Source organism: Pseudomonas sp. 31 R 17 (assembly GCF_900004915.1).
In the GTDB taxonomy this organism is placed as follows: domain Bacteria; phylum Pseudomonadota; class Gammaproteobacteria; order Pseudomonadales; family Pseudomonadaceae; genus Aquipseudomonas; species Aquipseudomonas orientalis_A.
Window position 1 is genome coordinate 41,919 of sequence record NZ_CVTN01000088.1, and the last position, 18,525, is coordinate 60,443.

General features: G+C 55.7%; 30 protein-coding genes. 1 reads left to right on the plus strand and 29 read right to left on the minus strand.

Features of this window, described 5'->3' with window-relative positions:
- Window positions 1-11 precede the first annotated feature (11 nt).
- Window positions 12-2,846: an excinuclease ABC subunit UvrA gene (gene uvrA, locus BFP89_RS26590; protein ID WP_065888412.1), complete on the plus strand. Its 2,835-nt coding sequence runs from the start codon at window positions 12-14 to the stop codon at window positions 2,844-2,846.
- 65 nt (window positions 2,847-2,911) lie between these two features.
- On the opposite strand, the gene bfr is transcribed toward uvrA, so the two are convergent.
- The 29 genes from bfr to rplC all read right to left on the minus strand — a co-directional run bounded on the left by bfr (window position 2,912) and on the right by rplC (window position 18,524).
- Window positions 2,912-3,376, minus strand: a complete 465-nt coding sequence (gene bfr / locus BFP89_RS26595) for a bacterioferritin (protein WP_003176400.1) — start codon at window positions 3,374-3,376, stop codon at window positions 2,912-2,914.
- Between the two features lie 155 nt (window positions 3,377-3,531).
- Window positions 3,532-4,980 (minus strand): catalase, encoded by a 1,449-nt coding sequence (locus BFP89_RS26600; RefSeq protein WP_065888413.1) that lies wholly within the window; start codon window positions 4,978-4,980, stop codon window positions 3,532-3,534.
- A 235-nt stretch (window positions 4,981-5,215) separates the two neighbouring features.
- Window positions 5,216-5,602 (minus strand): 50S ribosomal protein L17, encoded by a 387-nt coding sequence (gene rplQ, locus BFP89_RS26605; protein ID WP_007918448.1) that lies wholly within the window; start codon window positions 5,600-5,602, stop codon window positions 5,216-5,218.
- Between the two features lie 41 nt (window positions 5,603-5,643).
- Window positions 5,644-6,645 carry a DNA-directed RNA polymerase subunit alpha gene (gene rpoA / locus BFP89_RS26610; protein WP_003176403.1) on the minus strand — a complete coding sequence of 334 codons (1,002 nt, stop codon included), beginning with the start codon at window positions 6,643-6,645 and terminating at the stop codon, window positions 5,644-5,646.
- A gap of 22 nt (window positions 6,646-6,667) precedes the next feature.
- Window positions 6,668-7,288 (minus strand): 30S ribosomal protein S4, encoded by a 621-nt coding sequence (rpsD, locus tag BFP89_RS26615; RefSeq protein WP_003210056.1) that lies wholly within the window; start codon window positions 7,286-7,288, stop codon window positions 6,668-6,670.
- 18 nt (window positions 7,289-7,306) lie between these two features.
- On the minus strand, window positions 7,307-7,696 hold the full coding sequence (gene rpsK, locus BFP89_RS26620) for a 30S ribosomal protein S11 (RefSeq protein WP_002555466.1): 390 nt from the start codon (window positions 7,694-7,696) through the stop codon (window positions 7,307-7,309).
- A 30-nt stretch (window positions 7,697-7,726) separates the two neighbouring features.
- Complete coding sequence (gene rpsM, locus BFP89_RS26625) at window positions 7,727-8,083, minus strand: 30S ribosomal protein S13 (RefSeq protein WP_003210063.1); 357 nt, start codon at window positions 8,081-8,083, stop codon at window positions 7,727-7,729.
- Between the two features lie 129 nt (window positions 8,084-8,212).
- Window positions 8,213-8,329 (minus strand): 50S ribosomal protein L36, encoded by a 117-nt coding sequence (gene rpmJ, locus BFP89_RS28085; protein ID WP_002555468.1) that lies wholly within the window; start codon window positions 8,327-8,329, stop codon window positions 8,213-8,215.
- 28 nt (window positions 8,330-8,357) lie between these two features.
- On the minus strand, window positions 8,358-9,686 hold the full coding sequence (secY, locus tag BFP89_RS26630; RefSeq protein WP_003194637.1) for a preprotein translocase subunit SecY: 1,329 nt from the start codon (window positions 9,684-9,686) through the stop codon (window positions 8,358-8,360).
- Window positions 9,687-10,124, minus strand: a complete 438-nt coding sequence (gene rplO, locus BFP89_RS26635; RefSeq protein WP_003176407.1) for a 50S ribosomal protein L15 — start codon at window positions 10,122-10,124, stop codon at window positions 9,687-9,689.
- A gap of 3 nt (window positions 10,125-10,127) precedes the next feature.
- Entirely contained in the window at window positions 10,128-10,304 is a 177-nt protein-coding gene (rpmD, locus tag BFP89_RS26640; protein WP_003176408.1) for a 50S ribosomal protein L30, read from the minus strand.
- A 2-nt stretch (window positions 10,305-10,306) separates the two neighbouring features.
- Entirely contained in the window at window positions 10,307-10,807 is a 501-nt protein-coding gene (gene rpsE, locus BFP89_RS26645; protein WP_003176409.1) for a 30S ribosomal protein S5, read from the minus strand.
- A gap of 3 nt (window positions 10,808-10,810) precedes the next feature.
- Window positions 10,811-11,161 (minus strand): 50S ribosomal protein L18, encoded by a 351-nt coding sequence (gene rplR, locus BFP89_RS26650; RefSeq protein WP_017135964.1) that lies wholly within the window; start codon window positions 11,159-11,161, stop codon window positions 10,811-10,813.
- A 10-nt stretch (window positions 11,162-11,171) separates the two neighbouring features.
- A complete protein-coding gene (gene rplF / locus BFP89_RS26655) occupies window positions 11,172-11,705 on the minus strand; it encodes a 50S ribosomal protein L6 (protein WP_003176412.1) in 534 nt (177 codons plus the stop codon).
- A 12-nt stretch (window positions 11,706-11,717) separates the two neighbouring features.
- Window positions 11,718-12,110 (minus strand): 30S ribosomal protein S8, encoded by a 393-nt coding sequence (rpsH, locus tag BFP89_RS26660; RefSeq protein ID WP_003176413.1) that lies wholly within the window; start codon window positions 12,108-12,110, stop codon window positions 11,718-11,720.
- A 209-nt stretch (window positions 12,111-12,319) separates the two neighbouring features.
- The gene (gene rpsN, locus BFP89_RS26665; protein ID WP_003176414.1) at window positions 12,320-12,625 is read right to left on the minus strand and encodes a 30S ribosomal protein S14; all 306 of its coding nucleotides are present in this window, start codon (window positions 12,623-12,625) and stop codon (window positions 12,320-12,322) included.
- Window positions 12,626-12,638: 13 nt separating this feature from the next.
- Complete coding sequence (gene rplE / locus BFP89_RS26670) at window positions 12,639-13,178, minus strand: 50S ribosomal protein L5 (protein ID WP_003176415.1); 540 nt, start codon at window positions 13,176-13,178, stop codon at window positions 12,639-12,641.
- Between the two features lie 20 nt (window positions 13,179-13,198).
- Window positions 13,199-13,513, minus strand: coding sequence for a 50S ribosomal protein L24 (gene rplX / locus BFP89_RS26675; protein ID WP_065888414.1), 315 nt, complete (start codon window positions 13,511-13,513; stop codon window positions 13,199-13,201).
- Window positions 13,514-13,524: 11 nt separating this feature from the next.
- Entirely contained in the window at window positions 13,525-13,893 is a 369-nt protein-coding gene (gene rplN, locus BFP89_RS26680; RefSeq protein ID WP_002555479.1) for a 50S ribosomal protein L14, read from the minus strand.
- Between the two features lie 23 nt (window positions 13,894-13,916).
- Window positions 13,917-14,183: a 30S ribosomal protein S17 gene (gene rpsQ, locus BFP89_RS26685; RefSeq protein ID WP_003176419.1), complete on the minus strand. Its 267-nt coding sequence runs from the start codon at window positions 14,181-14,183 to the stop codon at window positions 13,917-13,919.
- Window positions 14,184-14,185: 2 nt separating this feature from the next.
- Window positions 14,186-14,377, minus strand: coding sequence for a 50S ribosomal protein L29 (rpmC, locus tag BFP89_RS26690; RefSeq protein ID WP_002555481.1), 192 nt, complete (start codon window positions 14,375-14,377; stop codon window positions 14,186-14,188).
- Window positions 14,377-14,790: a 50S ribosomal protein L16 gene (rplP, locus tag BFP89_RS26695; RefSeq protein WP_003232424.1), complete on the minus strand. Its 414-nt coding sequence runs from the start codon at window positions 14,788-14,790 to the stop codon at window positions 14,377-14,379. The genes rpmC and rplP overlap by 1 nt, the downstream gene beginning before the upstream one ends.
- A 12-nt stretch (window positions 14,791-14,802) precedes the next feature.
- Window positions 14,803-15,489, minus strand: a complete 687-nt coding sequence (gene rpsC / locus BFP89_RS26700; protein WP_003176422.1) for a 30S ribosomal protein S3 — start codon at window positions 15,487-15,489, stop codon at window positions 14,803-14,805.
- 13 nt (window positions 15,490-15,502) lie between these two features.
- Window positions 15,503-15,835: a 50S ribosomal protein L22 gene (gene rplV / locus BFP89_RS26705; protein WP_003103908.1), complete on the minus strand. Its 333-nt coding sequence runs from the start codon at window positions 15,833-15,835 to the stop codon at window positions 15,503-15,505.
- A gap of 11 nt (window positions 15,836-15,846) precedes the next feature.
- A complete protein-coding gene (gene rpsS / locus BFP89_RS26710) occupies window positions 15,847-16,122 on the minus strand; it encodes a 30S ribosomal protein S19 (protein WP_002555486.1) in 276 nt (91 codons plus the stop codon).
- 16 nt (window positions 16,123-16,138) lie between these two features.
- Window positions 16,139-16,963, minus strand: a complete 825-nt coding sequence (gene rplB, locus BFP89_RS26715) for a 50S ribosomal protein L2 (RefSeq protein WP_003176423.1) — start codon at window positions 16,961-16,963, stop codon at window positions 16,139-16,141.
- Window positions 16,964-16,977: 14 nt separating this feature from the next.
- Window positions 16,978-17,277, minus strand: a complete 300-nt coding sequence (gene rplW, locus BFP89_RS26720) for a 50S ribosomal protein L23 (RefSeq protein ID WP_002555488.1) — start codon at window positions 17,275-17,277, stop codon at window positions 16,978-16,980.
- Window positions 17,274-17,876 (minus strand): 50S ribosomal protein L4, encoded by a 603-nt coding sequence (gene rplD, locus BFP89_RS26725; RefSeq protein ID WP_057014518.1) that lies wholly within the window; start codon window positions 17,874-17,876, stop codon window positions 17,274-17,276. Before rplD ends, rplW begins: the two co-directional genes overlap by 4 nt.
- Before the next feature lie 12 nt (window positions 17,877-17,888).
- Window positions 17,889-18,524 (minus strand): 50S ribosomal protein L3, encoded by a 636-nt coding sequence (rplC, locus tag BFP89_RS26730; protein ID WP_003194649.1) that lies wholly within the window; start codon window positions 18,522-18,524, stop codon window positions 17,889-17,891.
- Between the last annotated feature and the right edge of the window lies 1 nt (window position 18,525).

Here is an 18,525-nt window from a genome sequence, read left to right on the forward strand (position 1 = left end):
GCGAGGCCATCTTGGACAAGATCCTGATTCGTGGGGCTAGAACCCACAACCTGAAGAACATCGACCTGACCCTGCCCCGGGACAAACTGATCGTCATCACCGGCCTGTCCGGTTCGGGCAAATCGTCCCTGGCGTTCGACACGCTGTATGCCGAAGGCCAGCGCCGCTATGTGGAATCGCTGTCGGCCTATGCCCGGCAGTTCCTGTCCATGATGGAAAAGCCCGACGTCGACACCATCGAAGGTTTGTCGCCGGCCATTTCCATCGAGCAGAAATCGACGTCCCATAACCCACGCTCCACCGTGGGCACCATTACCGAAATCTACGATTACCTGCGTCTGCTGTATGCACGCGTGGGCATTCCACGCTGCCCGGACCACGATATTCCGCTGGAAGCCCAGACCGTCAGCCAGATGGTCGACCTGGTGCTGGCCCAGCCGGAAGGCGCCAAGCTGATGCTGCTGGCGCCCGTCATCCGCGAGCGCAAGGGCGAACACCTGTCGGTCTTTGAAGAGCTGCGGGCGCAAGGTTTCGTGCGCGCCCGCATCAACGGCAAGCTTTATGAGCTGGATGAAGCGCCCAAGCTCGACAAGCAGAAGAAGCACTCCATCGATGTGGTGGTCGACCGTTTCAAGGTGCGTGCCGACCTGCAGCAGCGCCTGGCGGAATCCTTCGAGACCGCGTTGAAGCTGGCCGACGGTATTGCCCTGGTCGCGCCGATGGACGACGAGCCTGGCGAAGAGATCATCTTCTCTGCGCGCTTTGCCTGCCCGATCTGCGGCCATGCCATCAGCGAGCTGGAACCCAAGCTGTTTTCCTTCAACAACCCGGCCGGCGCCTGCCCGACCTGTGACGGTCTGGGCGTCAAGCAGTTCTTCGACATCAAGCGCCTGGTCAACGGCGACCTGACGCTGGCTGAAGGGGCGATTCGTGGCTGGGACAGGCGCAACGTCTACTACTTCCAGATGCTGGGGTCGTTGGCGTCGCACTACAAGTTCAGCCTCGAAGTGCCGTTCAACCAACTGCCGGCGGACCAGCAGAAGGTCATCCTCAACGGCAGTGGCTCGCAGAACGTCGACTTCAAGTATCTGAACGACCGTGGTGACATCGTCAAGCGCTCCCACCCGTTCGAAGGCATCGTGCCGAACCTGGAGCGCCGTTACCGCGAGACCGAATCGGCCAGCGTGCGCGAAGAGCTGGCGAAATTCCTCAGCACCCAACCTTGCCCTGATTGCCGTGGCACTCGCCTGCGCCGCGAAGCTCGGCACGTGTGGGTTGGCGAGAAGACGTTGCCGGCGGTGACCAACCTGCCAATCGGCGATGCCTGTGAGTACTTCGGTGTGCTCAAGCTGACCGGCCGCCGTGGGGAGATTGCCGACAAGATCCTCAAGGAAATCCGCGAGCGCCTGCAGTTCCTGGTCAACGTCGGCCTGGACTATCTGTCGCTGGACCGCAGCGCCGATACCCTGTCGGGCGGCGAAGCCCAGCGGATTCGCCTGGCCAGCCAGATCGGCGCGGGACTGGTGGGCGTGTTGTACATCCTCGATGAGCCTTCGATCGGCTTGCATCAACGCGACAACGATCGCTTGCTGGGTACGTTGAAACACCTGCGGGATATCGGCAACACGGTGATTGTGGTCGAGCACGACGAGGACGCGATTCGCCTGGCGGATTACGTGGTCGATATCGGCCCTGGCGCGGGTGTGCATGGCGGACATATTGTCGCCGAGGGCACGCCTGCGGAAGTGATGGCGCATCCGGATTCACTGACCGGCAAGTACCTGTCGGGCCGCGTGAAAATTGCGGTGCCGGCCAAGCGCACGCCGCGCAACAAGAAGATGGCGTTGCACCTCAAGGGCGCTCGTGGCAACAACTTGCGCAATGTGGATCTGGAAATCCCCCTGGGCCTGCTGACCTGTGTGACCGGGGTTTCCGGCTCGGGCAAGTCGACGCTGATCAACAACACGTTGTTCCCACTCAGTGCCACCGCCCTGAACGGCGCCACCACCCTGGAAGCGGCGGCCCACGACAGCATCAAGGGCCTGGAGCATCTGGACAAGGTGGTCGACATCGACCAGAGCCCGATTGGCCGTACGCCGCGGTCCAACCCGGCGACTTACACCGGGCTGTTCACGCCGATCCGCGAGTTGTTCGCCGGTGTTCCGGAATCCCGCTCACGCGGCTATGGGCCGGGCCGGTTCTCGTTCAACGTCAAGGGCGGTCGCTGTGAAGCTTGCCAGGGCGATGGCTTGATCAAGGTCGAGATGCACTTCCTGCCGGATATCTATGTGCCGTGCGATGTGTGCAAGAGCAAGCGCTATAACCGTGAAACCCTGGAAATCAAATACAAGGGCAAGAACATTCACGAAACCCTGGAGATGACCATCGAGGAAGCTCGGGTGTTCTTCGACGCGGTTCCGGCGTTGGCGCGCAAGCTGCAGACGTTGATGGATGTCGGCCTGTCTTATATCAAGCTGGGGCAGTCGGCGACCACGCTGTCGGGTGGTGAAGCGCAGCGGGTGAAGTTGTCGCGTGAGTTGTCCAAACGGGATACAGGCAAAACCTTGTATATCCTTGATGAGCCAACCACTGGCCTGCACTTTGCGGATATTCAGCAACTGCTGGACGTGCTGCATCGCTTGCGTGATCACGGTAATACGGTGGTGGTGATTGAACACAATCTGGATGTGATCAAGACCGCCGACTGGCTGGTGGACCTGGGGCCGGAAGGCGGTTCCAAGGGCGGGCAGATCATTGCTGTGGGTACACCGGAGCAAGTTGCCGAGATGTCGCAATCCCATACTGGCTACTATCTGAAGCCATTGCTGGAGCGCGACCGGGCCTGATTTACCGGGCCCGATAAAAAGCCCCTGTCACCTCATCGGTGGCAGGGGCTTTTTCGTAGCCGGAATCAGAACTGCGATTGCAGGTAGTTTTCCAGGCCAATCAGCTTGATCAGACCCAACTGCTTTTCCAGCCAGTAGGTATGATCTTCTTCGGTGTCATTCAACTGCACGCGCAGGATCTCGCGAGTGACATAGTCGTTGTGCTGCTCGCACAGCTCAATGCCCTTGCAGAGCGCGGCACGGACCTTGTATTCGAGACGAAGGTCGGCAGCGAGCATGTCAGGCACTGTGGTGCCCACATCCAGGTCGTCGGGACGCATGCGCGGCGTGCCTTCGAGCATGAGGATACGACGCATCAGTGCGTCAGCGTGCTGCGCCTCTTCTTCCATCTCATGGTTAATACGTTCATAGAGCTCGGTAAAGCCCCAGTCTTCGTACATACGCGAATGGATGAAATATTGGTCACGAGCTGCCAGTTCGCCCGTCAGCAACGTGTTGAGGTAATCGATTACGTCGGGGTGACCTTGCATCGCCCTACATCTCCCTGCTTGAAAGTCTGTAGTTTGAACCATGCTGACCTGAAGGTCACGGGATCAACGGCAGAAAAGCGAAGATTTCCGGAGAAAAGTAGCTGAAATAACGCAAAAACCGCCCAAATGAGGGCGGTTCTGCTTATCGTTTAGAGTCAGTTAAGCGATACACCCAGTGCATTTGCGATTGCTTCTCCATAAGCGGGATCCGCTTTGTAGAAGTGCTGCAACTGACGCTGGACAACATCACTGGAAACACCGCCCATCGCACCGGCGATGTTGCTGGTCAGCAGCGCTTTCTGCTCGTCATTCATCAAGCGGAACAGTGCACCGGCGTGGCTGTAGTAATCAGTGTCTTCGCGGTGATCGTAGCGATCAGCTGCGCCGCTCAAGGCCAGTGCAGGCTCCGCGTACTGTGGCGCCTGCTTTGGCGCATCGGCGTAGCTGTTTGGCTCGTAGTTAGGCGCAGCGCCACCATTACTGCCAAAGGCCATCGAACCGTCACGCTGGTAGCTGTTGACCGGGTTACGTGGAGCATTCACCGGCAGTTGCTGGTGATTGGTGCCAACACGGTACCGGTGAGCATCTGCGTAGGCAAAGACGCGACCTTGCAGCATACGGTCCGGCGACAGGCCAACGCCTGGAACCATGTTGCTTGGGCCGAACGCGGCCTGTTCCACTTCGGCGAAATAGTTCTGCGGGTTGCGGTTGAGCTCCAGCTCGCCCACCTCGATCAGTGGGAATTCTTTTTGCGACCAGGTCTTGGTGACGTCAAACGGGTTTTCGTAGTGAGCGTTCGCTTGAGCCTCGGTCATGATCTGGATGCAAACGCGCCATTTTGGGAAATCACCACGCTCAATGGCGCCAAACAGATCGCGCTGGGCATAGTCGGGATCGGTACCCGCCAGGCGCGCCGCTTCAGCCGGGGCCAGGTTCTTGATGCCTTGCTTGGTCTTGTAGTGCCATTTCACCCAGTGACGCTCGCCGTTGGCGTTGATCAGGCTGTAGGTGTGACTGCCGAAGCCGTGCATGTGGCGGTAGCCGTCCGGGATGCCACGGTCCGAGAACAGGATGGTGACCTGGTGCAGCGCCTCTGGGGAGTGCGACCAGAAGTCCCACATCATCTGTGCGCTTTTCAGGTTGCTTTGCGGCAAGCGCTTTTGGGTGTGGATGAAATCCGGGAATTTCAGCGGGTCACGGATGAAGAACACAGGCGTATTGTTGCCGACGATGTCCCAGTTGCCTTCCTCGGTATAGAACTTCAAGGCGAAGCCGCGTGGGTCGCGCTCAGTGTCAGCCGAACCGCGCTCACCACCTACAGTGGAGAACCGCAGAAACGTCGGGGTTTGCTTACCCACTGACTCGAACAGCTTGGCGCTGGTGTATTGAGTGATGTCGCGGGTGACGGTGAACGTACCGTAGGCGCCCGAACCTTTGGCGTGTACACGGCGCTCCGGAATATTTTCACGGTTGAAGTGAGCGAGCTTCTCGATCAGGTGGAAGTCGTCGAGCAGCAGCGGGCCACGGGGGCCGGCAGAACGGGAATTCTGATTATCCGCAACGGGTGCACCGCTGGCGGTGGTAAGGACTTTATTCTGGCTCATGCGCAATTTCCTCAGGTCTGGCTTGGAACTGCCGGCTAATCGGCTTGGAGGGAGTATCAATCAACAACATGACACCTACAAATTTATTAAATTGTAGACTTCAATAGAAAATTACTACCAATCGAGCCAACATCCATCTCGCTCACCGTCCCCGGGAAACGTGGACCTAATGCGCTTTTATTACGCGCACAAAAAACCGGGCGCCAGGCCCGGTTCTTTGTTGCAGACTGTCGTGTTACTCGGCGCTTACAGCTTCGCCGGCAGTAGCACGATCAACCAACTCGACGTACGCCATAGGCGCGTTGTCGCCAGTGCGGAAGCCGCACTTGAGGATGCGCAGGTAGCCACCCTCACGGGTAGCATAACGCTTGCCCAGGTCGTTGAAGAGCTTACCAACGATAGCTTTCGAACGAGTACGGTCGAAAGCCAGACGGCGGTTAGCCAGGCTGTCTGTCTTGGCCAAAGTGATCAGCGGCTCAGCAACGCGACGCAGTTCTTTAGCTTTCGGCAGTGTAGTTTTGATCAGCTCGTGCTCGAACAGCGACACCGCCATGTTTTGGAACATGGCCTTGCGGTGCGAGCTGGTACGGCTCAGGTGACGACCACTTTTACGATGACGCATGGTTCATTCCTTACCAAACTCACGTTCGGTGATTACGACGATCAGGCAGTCGCCTTGTCGTCCTTCTTAAGACTTGCAGGCGGCCAGTTGTCGAGGCGCATGCCGAGGGACAGACCGCGGGAGGCCAGAACGTCCTTGATTTCAGTCAAGGATTTCTTGCCAAGGTTCGGAGTCTTCAACAGCTCTACTTCGGTACGCTGAATCAGGTCGCCGATGTAGTAGATGTTTTCCGCCTTAAGGCAGTTAGCCGAACGTACAGTCAGTTCCAGATCGTCAACCGGGCGAAGCAGGATCGGATCGATCTCGTCTTCCTGCTCGATTACCACTGGTTCGCTGTCACCCTTGAGGTCGACGAACGCAGCCAACTGCTGTTGCAGAATGGTTGCAGCGCGGCGGATAGCCTCTTCAGGATCCAGAGTACCGTTGGTTTCCAGATCAATAACCAGCTTGTCCAGGTTAGTACGCTGCTCGACACGGGCGTTTTCCACCACGTATGCGATACGGCGAACCGGGCTGAACGAAGAGTCAAGCTGCAAGCGACCAATGCTGCGGCTTTCGTCTTCATCGCTCTGACGCGAGTCGGCCGGTTCATAACCACGACCACGAGCTACGGTGAGCTTCATGTTCAGGGCGCCGTTAGACGCCAGGTTAGCGATTACGTGATCGGGATTAACGATCTCGACATCATGATCCAGCTGAATATCGGCAGCGGTAACCACCCCCGAACCCTTCTTCGACAAGGTCAGCGTAACTTCGTCACGGCCGTGCAGCTTGATAGCCAGACCTTTAAGGTTCAACAGGATTTCAATTACGTCTTCCTGTACACCTTCGATGGCGCTGTACTCGTGGAGCACACCGTCAATCTCGGCCTCGACTACTGCACAGCCGGGCATTGAGGACAACAGGATGCGGCGCAGCGCGTTGCCCAGGGTGTGGCCAAAACCACGCTCGAGAGGCTCGAGAGTAATTTTAGCGCGGGTTGGACTGACAACCTGCACATCAATGTGGCGGGGTGTCAGGAACTCATTTACCGAAATCTGCATGGATGCACCTATTTTCTAGCCCTTACTTGGAGTAGAGCTCGACAATCAGGCTTTCGTTGATGTCGGCGGACAGATCACTGCGAGCAGGAACGTTCTTGAAAACGCCCGACTTCTTCTCAGTGTCTACTTCTACCCATTCTACGCGGCCACGTTGGGCACACAGATCGAGAGCTTGGACAATGCGAAGTTGGTTTTTTGCTTTCTCGCGAATCGCGACCACGTCACCAGCACGAACCTGGTAAGACGGTACGTTAACGGTTTGGCCGTTTACGCTGACGGATTTGTGCGATACCAGCTGACGGGATTCGGCGCGAGTCGAACCAAAGCCCATACGGTATACAACGTTGTCCAGACGGCATTCGAGCAGTTGCAGCAGGTTTTCACCGGTTGCACCTTTCTTGCCAGCAGCTTCTTTGTAGTAGCCGCTGAACTGACGCTCGAGAACGCCGTAGATACGACGGACCTTCTGCTTTTCACGCAGTTGGGTGCCGTAATCGGACTGGCGACCGCGGCGTTGGCCGTGGATACCAGGTGCTGCTTCAATGTTGCACTTCGATTCGATCGCGCGCACGCCGCTCTTCAAGAAGAGATCGGTGCCTTCACGACGAGCGAGTTTGCATTTTGGACCAATGTAACGAGCCATTCTTTACAATCTCCTGGATTACACGCGGCGCTTCTTCGGCGGACGGCACCCGTTGTGCGGGATTGGCGTCACGTCGGTGATGCTGGCGATCTTATAGCCACAGCCGTTCAAAGCACGGACAGCAGACTCACGACCTGGACCTGGACCTTTGACGTTAACGTCGAGGTTTTTCAGGCCGTATTCCAGCGCAGCTTGGCCAGCACGTTCAGCAGCTACTTGAGCAGCAAACGGGGTGGACTTGCGGGAACCGCGGAAACCCGAACCACCGGAGGTAGCCCAAGAAAGCGCGTTACCTTGACGGTCGGTGATGGTCACGATTGTGTTGTTAAAAGAAGCATGGATGTGGGCGATGCCATCAACCACTGTCTTTTTAACTTTTTTACGAGGACGAGCAGCAGGTTTTGCCATGATAATTTTCCTGTCGATTCGCGTGGGCGATTACTTGCGGATCGGCTTACGCGGACCTTTACGGGTACGCGCGTTAGTCTTGGTACGCTGACCGCGCACTGGAAGACCACGACGATGACGCAGACCACGGTAGCAACCGAGGTCCATCAAACGCTTGATTTTCATGTTGATTTCGCGACGCAGGTCACCTTCAGTGGTGAACTTCGCCACTTCGCCACGCAACAGCTCAATCTGCTCGTCGCTCAGATCCTTGATCTTTGCGGCTGGGTTTACCCCAGTGTCTGCGCAAATTTTCTGCGCAGTAGTGCGACCAACACCATAGATGTAGGTCAGCGAGATAACAGTGTGCTTGTTATCTGGAATGTTAACGCCTGCAATACGGGCCATTCAGTGGGACTCCAATTGACAGCTACCTACGCCCCGGAAGCCAAGAAATAGGGCGCGAGATAATATCGCTGTAATAACAAATAATCAACCCGGCAGCGCACTAGCTGCCGGGCTTCAAGCGGATCACACTCAGCCTTGGCGCTGTTTGTGACGCGGTTCCGCGCTGCAAATTACTCGAACAACACCTTCGCGGCGAATAATCTTGCAGTTACGGCACAGCTTTTTCACCGATGCACGAACTTTCATCACCAACTCCTCGAACCTTATGGGGTACTCAGCGCAACATGCCGCTGCCGTAGCCCTTCAGGTTGGCTTTCTTCATCAGGGATTCGTACTGGTGCGAAACGAGGTGCGATTGTACTTGGGACATGAAGTCCATCACAACCACGACCACGATCAGCAACGAGGTCCCGCCAAGGTAGAACGGAACGTTTGCCGCAACCACCAGGAACTGGGGAAGCAAACAGACGGCCGTCATATATAGAGCACCGAACAGGGTCAAACGAGTCAGAACGCCATCAATGTAGCGCGCAGACTGCTCACCCGGACGAATACCCGGAATAAAGGCACCGGACTTCTTCAGGTTTTCCGCTACGTCTTTCGGATTGAACATCAACGCCGTATAGAAGAAGCAGAAGAAAATAATCCCTGCACTAAACAGCAGAATATTCAACGGCTGACCAGGAGCGATCGACTGAGAGAGGTCCTGCAGCCAGCCCATATTTTCAGACTGACCAAACCAGGTACCCAACGAAGCCGGAAACAGCAAGATGCTGCTCGCGAAAATTGCCGGAATAACGCCGGCCATATTCACCTTCAGCGGCAAGTGGCTGGTCTGCGCAGCAAACACCTTACGGCCCTGCTGACGCTTGGCGTAGTGAACAGCAATACGACGCTGACCACGCTCAATGAACACCACAAAACCGATAATCGCTACTGCCAGCAAACCGATAGCAACCAGGGCGAAGATATTGATATCCCCCTGACGCGCAGACTCGAAAGACTGCCCAATTGCTCTCGGAAGACCGGCGACGATACCTGCGAAAATCAACATCGAGATACCGTTACCAACACCACGCTCAGTAATCTGCTCACCCAGCCACATCATGAACATCGCACCAGCCACAAACGTGGATACCGCGACGAAATGGAAGCCAAAGTCACCAGTGAACGCAACGCCCTGCCCTGCCAGGCCAACGGACATGCCGATAGCTTGAACCAGAGCGAGGACGACAGTGCCGTAGCGGGTGTACTGGCTAATCTTGCGACGGCCAGCTTCACCTTCCTTCTTCAACTGCTCCAGCTGCGGGCTGACGGCGGTCATCAGTTGCATGATGATCGATGCCGAAATGTACGGCATGATCCCCAGTGCAAAGATGCTCATCCGTTCCAGCGCGCCGCCGGAAAACATGTTGAACAAGCTAAGAATGGTCCCCTCATTCTGTCGAAACAGGTCTGCGAGTCGGTCCGGGTTGATACCTGGAACCGGGATGTGTGCGCCTATTCGGTAGACGATAATCGCCAGGAACAGAAAACGCAGACGAGCCCAAAGTTCAGACATACCGCCTTTGCCGAGCGCTGAGAGAGCACCTTGCTTAGCCATTTATTCCTCGAACTTGCCGCCAGCTGCTTCGATAGCCGAACGCGCACCTTTGGTGGCGCCGATTCCCTTGCCGATAGTGACAGCGCGAGTCACTTCACCGGACAGCATGATTTTCACACGCTGTACGTTGACGTTGATCACGTTGGCATCTTTCAGGGTCTGCACAGTAACGATGTCGCCTTCCACTTTAGCCAGCTCGGACAGACGCACTTCTGCGCGGTCCATGGCTTTCAGGGATACGAAACCGAACTTAGGCAGGCGACGATGCAGCGGCTGTTGACCGCCTTCAAAGCCTGGAGCGATGGTGCCACCGGAGCGGGAGGTCTGACCCTTGTGGCCACGGCCACCAGTCTTACCCAAACCGCTACCGATACCACGGCCCGGACGATGCTTTTCGCGACGGGAACCCGGCGCTGGACTCAGATCATTGAGTTTCATCGATTAACCCTCTACACGCAGCATGTAGTAAGCCTTGTTGATCATCCCGCGATTCTCGGGAGTATCCTGGACTTCTACAGTGTGACCGATGCGACGCAGACCCAAACCCTTAACGCACAGTTTGTGGTTAGGAATGCGGCCGGTCATGCTTTTGATCAGCGTTACTTTAACGGTAGCCATGATCAGAAGATCTCCTTCACAGTCAGGCCACGCTTGGCAGCGATGGACTCAGGAGATTGCATAGCTTTCAAACCCTTGAAAGTGGCGTGAACCACGTTTACCGGGTTAGTCGAGCCGTAGCACTTGGCCAGAACGTTCTGAACGCCAGCAACTTCGAGGACAGCACGCATAGCGCCGCCAGCGATGATACCGGTACCTTCAGAAGCAGGCTGCATGTACACCTTCGAAGCGCCATGGGCGGACTTCATTGCGTACTGCAGGGTGGTGCCGTTCAGATCAACCTGGATCATGTTGCGACGAGCAGCTTCCATTGCCTTCTGGATCGCAGCAGGCACTTCACGTGACTTGCCACGGCCGAAGCCAACACGCCCTTTACCATCACCCACCACGGTCAACGCGGTGAAAGTGAAGATACGGCCGCCTTTAACGGTTTTGGCTACGCGGTTAACTTGAACCAGCTTCTCAATGTAGCCTTCGTCGCGCTTTTGGTCGTTATTTGACATAACTTAGAACTCCAGCCCAGCTTCACGAGCAGCATCAGCCAGCGCTTTAACGCGGCCGTGGTACTTGAAGCCAGAGCGGTCGAAAGCCACTTGCGAGACGCCCACGGCCTTAGCACGTGTAGCGACCAGCTGGCCAACCTTTGTGGCCGCGTCGATGTTGCCGGTGGCACCATCACGCAGTTCTTTATCCAAAGTCGAGGCGCTTGCCAGGACTTTGTTGCCGTCGGCCGAGATGACCTGGGCGTAGATGTGCTGCGACGAGCGATACACGCAGAGACGCACGACTTCGAGTTCGTGCATTTTCAGGCGTGCTTTGCGAGCGCGACGCAGTCGAGTAACTTTTTTGTCGGTCATTTGCTATGCCCTACTTCTTCTTGGCTTCTTTACGACGGACGACTTCGTCCGCGTAGCGCACACCTTTGCCTTTGTACGGCTCTGGTGGACGGAAGTCGCGGATCTCAGCGGCCACCTGACCTACCAGCTGCTTATCGATGCCCTTGATCAGGATATCGGTTTGGCTAGGGGTCTCAGCGGTGATGCCTTCCGGCAGTTCGTAATCCACTGGGTGCGAGAAGCCAAGGGCCAGGTTCAAAACCGTGCCTTTTGCTTGCGCTTTGTAACCAACACCGACCAGCTGGAGCTTACGCTCGAAGCCTTGGCTTACGCCTTGGACCATGTTGTTTACCAACGCACGCGTGGTACCGGCCATTGCGCGAGTTTGTTGATCGCCATTGCGAGCAGCGAAACGCAGCTCACCAGCTTCTTCAACGATCTCAACGGACGAATGGATGTTCAGTTCAAGAGTGCCCTTGGCACCCTTCACCGAAAGCTGTTGGCCTGCGAATTTGACTTCGACACCGGCTGGCAGCTTAACGGGGTTCTTAGCGACGCGAGACATGCTTATCCCCCCTTAGAACACAGTGCAAAGAACTTCGCCGCCGACACCGGCAGCGCGCGCAGCACGATCCGTCATCACACCTTTGTTGGTGGAGACGATAGACACGCCCAGACCGCCACGAACTTTCGGCAGATCTTCAGCGGACTTGTACTGACGCAGGCCTGGACGGCTAACGCGCTTCACTTCCTCGATGACCGAACGGCCTTCGAAGTACTTCAGCTCGATGGACAGCAGTGGCTTGATTTCGCTGCTGATCTGATAACCCGCAATGTAGCCTTCGTCTTTCAGGACTTTGGCAACAGCTACCTTCAACTTGGAAGATGGCATGCTTACGACGGACTTTTCAGCCATCTGGGCATTACGGATACGAGTTAGCATGTCCGCTAACGGGTCCTGCATACTCATGGGCTAGACGCTCCTAATACAAAAAAATTAGCCTTGCGGCTACATATGTCGCCGAGAATCTTCCGAGCGTAAAAAACACGGGCTCAGGCGAGCCGCGTATTTTAGACACAGTCCGGAAATGAAACAAGCCCCAAAAGGGGCTTGTTCCAGATTCAAGGCCACCGGCGGTCAGTATCTTGCGAAACCGACCACCCTGGCGTTGAAAGTACTTACCAGCTGGCTTTAACCAGACCTGGTACGTCACCACGCATTGCCGCTTCACGCAGTTTGTTACGGCCGAGGCCGAACTTGCGGTAAACGCCGTGTGGACGACCGGTCAGGCGGCAGCGGTTACGCATGCGCGAAGCGCTTGCGTCACGTGGCTGCTTCTGCAGAGCAACTGTAGCTTCCCAACGCGCTTCTGGACTTGCGTTCAGATCAACGATGATTGCTTTCAGTGCTGCACGCTTCTTGGCGTACTTGGCAACCGTGAGCTGACGTTTCAGCTCGCGGTTTTTCATGCTCATCTTGGCCATGGTCCTACTCCAATCAGTTGCGGAACGGGAATTTGAAAGCACGCAACAGGGCGCGACCTTCATCATCGTTCTTGGCAGTGGTGGTCAGGGTGATGTCCAGACCGCGGAGAGCATCGATCTTGTCGTAGTCGATTTCCGGGAAGATGATCTGCTCTTTCACGCCCATGCTGTAGTTACCACGACCATCGAAGGACTTGGCATTCAGGCCGCGGAAGTCGCGGACCCGAGGCAGGGAGATCGACAGCAGACGATCCAGGAATTCGTACATACGCTCACGGCGCAGAGTCACTTTGACGCCGATCGGCCAGCCTTCGCGGACTTTAAAGCCAGCGATGGATTTCCGAGCGTAAGTCACAACGACTTTTTGACCGGTGATCTTTTCCAGGTCAGCAACAGCGTGCTCGATGACTTTTTTGTCACCGACCGCTTCGCCCAAACCCATGTTCAGGGTGATTTTGGTAACGCGTGGAACTTCCATCACATTCGAAAGCTTAAGTTCTTCCTTAAGTTTCGGTGCGATTTCTTTCCAGTAAATCTCTTTTAGTCGTGCCATGGTCTTCTACCTAGCAGTGTTCAAGCATCAACCGCTTTTTGGGTCGACTTGAAGACACGAATTTTCTTGCCATCTTCTACTTTGAAACCAACGCGGTCAGCCTTGTTGGTTTCGCCGTTGAAAATGGCGACGTTAGAAGCGTCCAGTGGAGCTTCTTTTTCGACGATACCGCCTTGCACGCCCGACATCGGGTTAGGCTTGGTATGACGCTTGACCAGGTTCAGACCACCGATAACCAGACGGTTATTAGCGAGAACCTTAAGCACCATACCGCGCTTACCTTTGTCTTTGCCGGCGATCACGATGATCTCGTCGTCACGACGAATCTTTTGCATGTCGGATCTCCTTACAGCACTTCTGGGGCGAGCGAGACGATCTTCATGAACTTCTCAGTACGAAGTTCACGGGTCACTGGCCCAAAGATACGGGTGCCGATAGGCTCTTGCTTGTTGTTCAGAAGAACAGCAGCGTTGCCATCAAAGCGGATAATGGAGCCATCAGCACGGCGTACGCCGTGACGAGTGCGGACTACAACAGCAGTCATCACTTGGCCTTTTTTCACTTTACCGCGAGGAATTGCTTCCTTGACGGTAACCTTGATGATGTCACCGATACCAGCGTAACGACGATGGGAGCCACCCAGCACCTTGATGCACATAACGCGGCGAGCGCCGCTGTTATCGGCCACATCGAGCATGGATTGAGTCTGAATCATATAATTTCTCCGACCCCTAGTCCTTAGACTTCCACAGCGCGTTCGAGAACATCAACCAGCGCCCAAGACTTAGTCTTGGCCAGCGGACGAGTTTCACGAATAGTGACTTTGTCGCCGATGTGGCACTGATTGGTTTCGTCGTGCGCGTGCAGCTTAGTCGAACGCTTAACATATTTACCGTAGATCGGGTGCTTAACGCGACGCTCGATCAAAACGGTGATGGTTTTGTCCATCTTGTCGCTGACAACACGGCCAGTCAGCGTACGGACAGTCTTTTCGGCTTCAGCCATGATCACTTACCTGCCTGCTGGTTGAGCACAGTCTTCACGCGAGCGATGTCACGCTTAACTTGCGAGAGCAGATGAGACTGCCCCAACTGGCCAGTTGCTTTCTGCATACGCAGATTGAACTGGTCGCGCAGCAGGCCGAGCAGTTGCTCGTTCAGCTGCTGTGCGGATTTTTCACGAAGTTCATTCGCTTTCATCACATCACCGTCCGTTTAACAAAGGCGGTGGCGAGCGGCAGCTTTGCAGCAGCCAGGGCAAAAGCCTCACGCGCCAGCTCTTCAGTTACACCCTCGATTTCATACAGGACTTTGCCTGGCTGAATCTGGGCTACCCAGTATTCCACGTTACCCTTACCTTTACCCATACGAACCTCGAGAGGTTTTTTGGAGATCGGCTTGTCCGGGAATACACGGATCCAGATCTTGCCACCACGTTTTACGTGACGGGTCAGTGCACGACGCGCTGACTCGATCTGACGAGCGGTGAGACGACCACGAGCTACAGACTTCAGCGCGAACTCGCCGAAGCTGACTTTGCTACCGCGCTGAGCCAGACCACGGTTGTGGCCTGTCATCTGCTTGCGGAACTTCGTACGCTTTGGTTGCAACATTTGGCGTACCCCTTACTTAGCAGCTTTTTTACGAGGCGCTGGTGCTTGTGGTTTCAGTTCTTCTTGGCGACCACCAATTACTTCGCCTTTGAAGATCCAAACCTTTACACCGATCACACCATAAGTGGTGTGAGCTTCGTAGTTGGCATAGTCGATGTCGGCACGCAGGGTGTGCAGTGGCACACGACCTTCGCGATACCATTCAGTACGTGCGATTTCAGCACCGCCGAGACGACCGCTCACTTGGATTTTGATGCCTTTGGCACCAATGCGCATGGCGTTCTGTACAGCGCGCTTCATAGCGCGACGGAACATTACACGACGCTCCAGCTGCTGAGCTACGCTCTGCGCAACCAGCATACCGTCGAGCTCCGGCTTGCGGATCTCTTCGATATTGATGTGCACAGGCACACCCATTTGCTTGGTCAGGTCCTGACGCAGTTTCTCAACATCTTCACCTTTCTTCCCGATAACAATACCTGGACGAGCGGTGTGGATGGTGATACGTGCGGTTTGCGCCGGGCGATGGATATCGATACGGCTTACGGACGCGCTTTTTAGTTTGTCTTGGAGATACTCACGCACCTTCAGATCAGCGAACAAATAGTCCGCATAAGTCCGGCCGTCTGCATACCAGACGGAGGTGTGTTCCTTGACGATTCCCAGGCGAATGCCAATGGGATGTACTTTCTGACCCATCTCTTCGACTCCGTTACTTGTCAGCAACCTTGACAGTGATATGGCAAGACCGCTTGACGATGCGATCAGCACGGCCTTTGGCACGTGGCATGATTCGCTTCAGCGAACGCCCTTCGTTGACGAAAACGGTGCTGACCTTCAGGTCATCAACGTCTGCGCCTTCGTTATGCTCGGCGTTGGCTACGGCCGACTCCAGCACTTTCTTCATGATCTCGGCGGCTTTCTTACTGCTGAAAGCCAACAGGTTGAGCGCTTCGCCCACCTTCTTCCCGCGGATCTGGTCGGCGACCAAGCGGGCTTTCTGGGCGGAGATTCGAGCGCCCGACAACTTAGCGGCTACTTCCATTTCCTAACCCCTTAACGCTTGGCTTTCTTGTCTGCCACGTGCCCACGATAAGTGCGGGTACCGGCAAACTCGCCCAGTTTGTGGCCGACCATGTCTTCGTTAACGAGAACTGGGACGTGTTGACGACCGTTGTGTACTGCGATGGTCAAACCGACCATTTGTGGCAGGATCATCGAACGACGCGACCAGGTTTTAACTGGTTTGCGATCGTTCTTTTCCGCCGCCACTTCGATCTTCTTCAGTAGGTGAAGATCAATAAAAGGACCTTTTTTCAGAGAACGTGGCACTGTCGTATCCCTCTATTTACTTGCGACGACGGACGATCATTTTGTCGGTACGCTTATTACCACGAGTCTTCGCGCCCTTAGTCGGGAAGCCCCATGGCGATACCGGATGACGACCACCAGAGGTACGACCTTCACCACCACCGTGTGGGTGGTCAACCGGGTTCATGGCAACACCACGAACGGTTGGGCGAACGCCACGCCAGCGTTTGGCACCAGCTTTACCCAGCGAACGCAGGCTGTGCTCGGAGTTCGAGACTTCGCCCAGGGTCGCACGGCATTCAGCCAGCACTTTACGCATCTCACCAGAACGCAGACGCAGGGTCACGTAGACACCTTCACGAGCGATCAGCTGAGCCGAAGCACCAGCGGAACGAGCGATTTGCGCGCCTTTACCTGGCTTCAATTCGATGCCGTGTACGGTGCTACCAACTGGAATGTTGCGCAGTTGCAGAGCGTTGCCCGGCTTGATCGGTGCCAGGGCACCTGCGATCAGCTGGTCACCAGCACTCACGCCTTTAGGGGCGATGATGTAGCGACGCTCGCCATCTGCGTACAGCAGCAGAGCGATGTGAGCAGTACGGTTTGGATCGTATTCAATACGCTCGACAGTGGCGGAGATGCCATCTTTGTCGTTGCGACGGAAATCGACCAGACGATAATGCTGCTTATGGCCACCACCGATGTGACGAGTGGTAATGCGACCATTGTTGTTACGACCACCAGTCTTCGATTTTTTCTCGAGCAGCGGTGCGTGAGGAGCGCCTTTATGCAGCTCCTGGTTGACCACCTTGACCACAAAACGGCGGCCAGGGGAAGTCGGTTTGCATTTAACGATTGCCATGATGCACCCCTTCCTTACTCAGCACTGCTGCTGAAATCGAGATCTTGGCCTGGCTGAAGGGAGATAACCGCCTTCTTCCAGTCATTACGCTTGCCCAGACCGCGAGCAGTGCGCTTGCTCTTACCCAGAACATTCAGGGTAGTAACACGCTCTACTTTCACGCTGAACAGGCTTTCGACGGCCTTCTTGATTTCCAGCTTGGTTGCGTCAGTTGCAACCTTGAAAACGAACTGGCCTTTCTTGTCAGCCAGAACCGTAGCCTTTTCGGAAACGTGCGGGCCAAGCAGAACTTTAAATACGCGTTCCTGGTTCATCCCAGCAGCTCCTCGAATTTCTTCACGGCCGACACGGTGATCAACACCTTGTCGTATGCGATCAGACTAACTGGATCGGAACCTTGCACGTCACGTACATCAACGTGTGGCAGGTTGCGAGCAGCCAGGTACAGGTTCTGATCAACAGCTTCGGACACGATCAAAACGTCGGTCAGGCTCATGTTGGTCAGTTTGCCCAGCAGTTCTTTGGTTTTTGGACTTTCAACAGCGAAGTCCTGAACCACGACCAGACGATCGGTACGCACGAGTTCAGCAAGGATGGAGCGCAGTGCTGCGCGGTACATCTTCTTGTTGAGCTTCTGCGAGTGATCCTGTGGACGAGCTGCGAAAGTGGTACCGCCGCCACGCCAGATTGGGCTACGGATAGTACCGGCACGAGCACGGCCAGTGCCTTTCTGACGCCAAGGGCGCTTACCGCCACCACGTACGTCGGAACGGGTCTTTTGCTGCTTGCTACCTTGACGGCCGCCGGCCATGTAGGCCACGACTGCTTGGTGAACGAGCGTCTCGTTGAATTCGCCGCCAAATGTCAGTTCGGAAACTTCGATCGCTTGAGCGTCATTTACATTTAATTGCATGTCAGCTTCCCCTTAACCGCGAGCCTTGGCCGCTGGACGTACAACCAGGTTGCCGCCAGTAGCGCCAGGAACAGCACCCTTGACCAACAACAGATTGCGTTCAGCGTCGACGCGCACTACTTCGAGGGACTGCACGGTCACGCGCTCAGCGCCCATATGACCGGACATTTTTTTGCCCTTGAATACACGACCAGGAGTCTGGCACTGGCCAATAGAGCCCGGGACGCGGTGGGAAACGGAGTTACCGTGAGTGTTGTCTTGACCACGGAAATTCCAACGCTTGATCGTACCCTGGAAGCCTTTACCCTTGGACTGACCGGTTACATCAACCAGTTGACCAGCGGCGAAGATTTCAGCGTTGATCAGATCGCCAGCCTGGTAGTCGCCGTCTTCAAGACGGAACTCCATGACGGTGCGACCAGCTGCAACGTTTGCTTTAGCGAAGTGACCTGCTTGAGCAGCAGTCACGCGCGAAGCACGACGCTCGCCGACAGTGACTTGCACTGCACGATAGCCATCGGTTTCTTCAGTTTTGAACTGGGTGACGCGATTCGGTTCGATCTCAATGACCGTGACCGGAATGGAGACACCTTCTTCGGTGAAAATACGGGTCATACCGCATTTACGACCGACTACACCAATAGTCATG

Bases quoted from the DNA above. Each gene is read 5' to 3' on its own strand.
- bfr (WP_003176400.1), bottom strand. From the start codon at position 3,376: ATGCAAGGTCACCCCGACGTAATCGATTACCTCAACACGTTGCTGACG.
- BFP89_RS26600 (WP_065888413.1), bottom strand. From the start codon at position 4,980: ATGAGCCAGAATAAAGTCCTTACCACCGCCAGCGGTGCACCCGTTGCG.
- rplQ (WP_007918448.1), bottom strand. From the start codon at position 5,602: ATGCGTCATCGTAAAAGTGGTCGTCACCTGAGCCGTACCAGCTCGCAC.
- rpoA (WP_003176403.1), bottom strand. From the start codon at position 6,645: ATGCAGATTTCGGTAAATGAGTTCCTGACACCCCGCCACATTGATGTG.
- rpsD (WP_003210056.1), bottom strand. From the start codon at position 7,288: ATGGCTCGTTACATTGGTCCAAAATGCAAACTCGCTCGTCGTGAAGGC.
- rpsK (WP_002555466.1), bottom strand. From the start codon at position 7,696: ATGGCAAAACCTGCTGCTCGTCCTCGTAAAAAAGTTAAAAAGACAGTG.
- rpsM (WP_003210063.1), bottom strand. From the start codon at position 8,083: ATGGCCCGTATTGCAGGCGTTAACATTCCAGATAACAAGCACACTGTT.
- rpmJ (WP_002555468.1), bottom strand. From the start codon at position 8,329: ATGAAAGTTCGTGCATCGGTGAAAAAGCTGTGCCGTAACTGCAAGATT.
- secY (WP_003194637.1), bottom strand. From the start codon at position 9,686: ATGGCTAAGCAAGGTGCTCTCTCAGCGCTCGGCAAAGGCGGTATGTCT.
- rplO (WP_003176407.1), bottom strand. From the start codon at position 10,124: ATGAAACTCAATGATCTGAGTCCAGCGCCGGGTTCCCGTCGCGAAAAG.
- rpmD (WP_003176408.1), bottom strand. From the start codon at position 10,304: ATGGCTACCGTTAAAGTAACGCTGATCAAAAGCATGACCGGCCGCATT.
- rpsE (WP_003176409.1), bottom strand. From the start codon at position 10,807: ATGTCAAATAACGACCAAAAGCGCGACGAAGGCTACATTGAGAAGCTG.
- rplR (WP_017135964.1), bottom strand. From the start codon at position 11,161: ATGACCGACAAAAAAGTTACTCGACTGCGTCGCGCTCGCAAAGCACGC.
- rplF (WP_003176412.1), bottom strand. From the start codon at position 11,705: ATGTCTCGCGTCGCTAAGAACCCCGTTAAGCTGCCAGCCGGTGTCGAA.
- rpsH (WP_003176413.1), bottom strand. From the start codon at position 12,110: ATGAGTATGCAGGACCCGTTAGCGGACATGCTAACTCGTATCCGTAAT.
- rpsN (WP_003176414.1), bottom strand. From the start codon at position 12,625: ATGGCCAAGATGAGCATGAAAAACCGCGAGCTGAAACGTCAGCTCACG.
- rplE (WP_003176415.1), bottom strand. From the start codon at position 13,178: ATGGCACGACTAAAAGAGATTTACTGGAAAGAAATCGCACCGAAACTT.
- rplX (WP_065888414.1), bottom strand. From the start codon at position 13,513: ATGCAAAAGATTCGTCGTGACGACGAGATCATCGTGATCGCCGGCAAA.
- rplN (WP_002555479.1), bottom strand. From the start codon at position 13,893: ATGATTCAGACTCAATCCATGCTCGATGTGGCCGATAACAGCGGCGCT.
- rpsQ (WP_003176419.1), bottom strand. From the start codon at position 14,183: ATGGCTGAAGCCGAAAAGACTGTCCGTACGCTGACTGGCCGTGTTGTC.
- rpmC (WP_002555481.1), bottom strand. From the start codon at position 14,377: ATGAAAGCGAATGAACTTCGTGAAAAATCCGCACAGCAGCTGAACGAG.
- rplP (WP_003232424.1), bottom strand. From the start codon at position 14,790: ATGTTGCAACCAAAGCGTACGAAGTTCCGCAAGCAGATGACAGGCCAC.
- rpsC (WP_003176422.1), bottom strand. From the start codon at position 15,489: ATGGGTCAGAAAGTACATCCCATTGGCATTCGCCTGGGAATCGTCAAG.
- rplV (WP_003103908.1), bottom strand. From the start codon at position 15,835: ATGGAAGTAGCCGCTAAGTTGTCGGGCGCTCGAATCTCCGCCCAGAAA.
- rplB (WP_003176423.1), bottom strand. From the start codon at position 16,963: ATGGCAATCGTTAAATGCAAACCGACTTCCCCTGGCCGCCGTTTTGTG.
- rplW (WP_002555488.1), bottom strand. From the start codon at position 17,277: ATGAACCAGGAACGCGTATTTAAAGTTCTGCTTGGCCCGCACGTTTCC.
- rplD (WP_057014518.1), bottom strand. From the start codon at position 17,876: ATGCAATTAAATGTAAATGACGCTCAAGCGATCGAAGTTTCCGAACTG.
- rplC (WP_003194649.1), bottom strand. From the start codon at position 18,524: ATGACTATTGGTGTAGTCGGTCGTAAATGCGGTATGACCCGTATTTTC.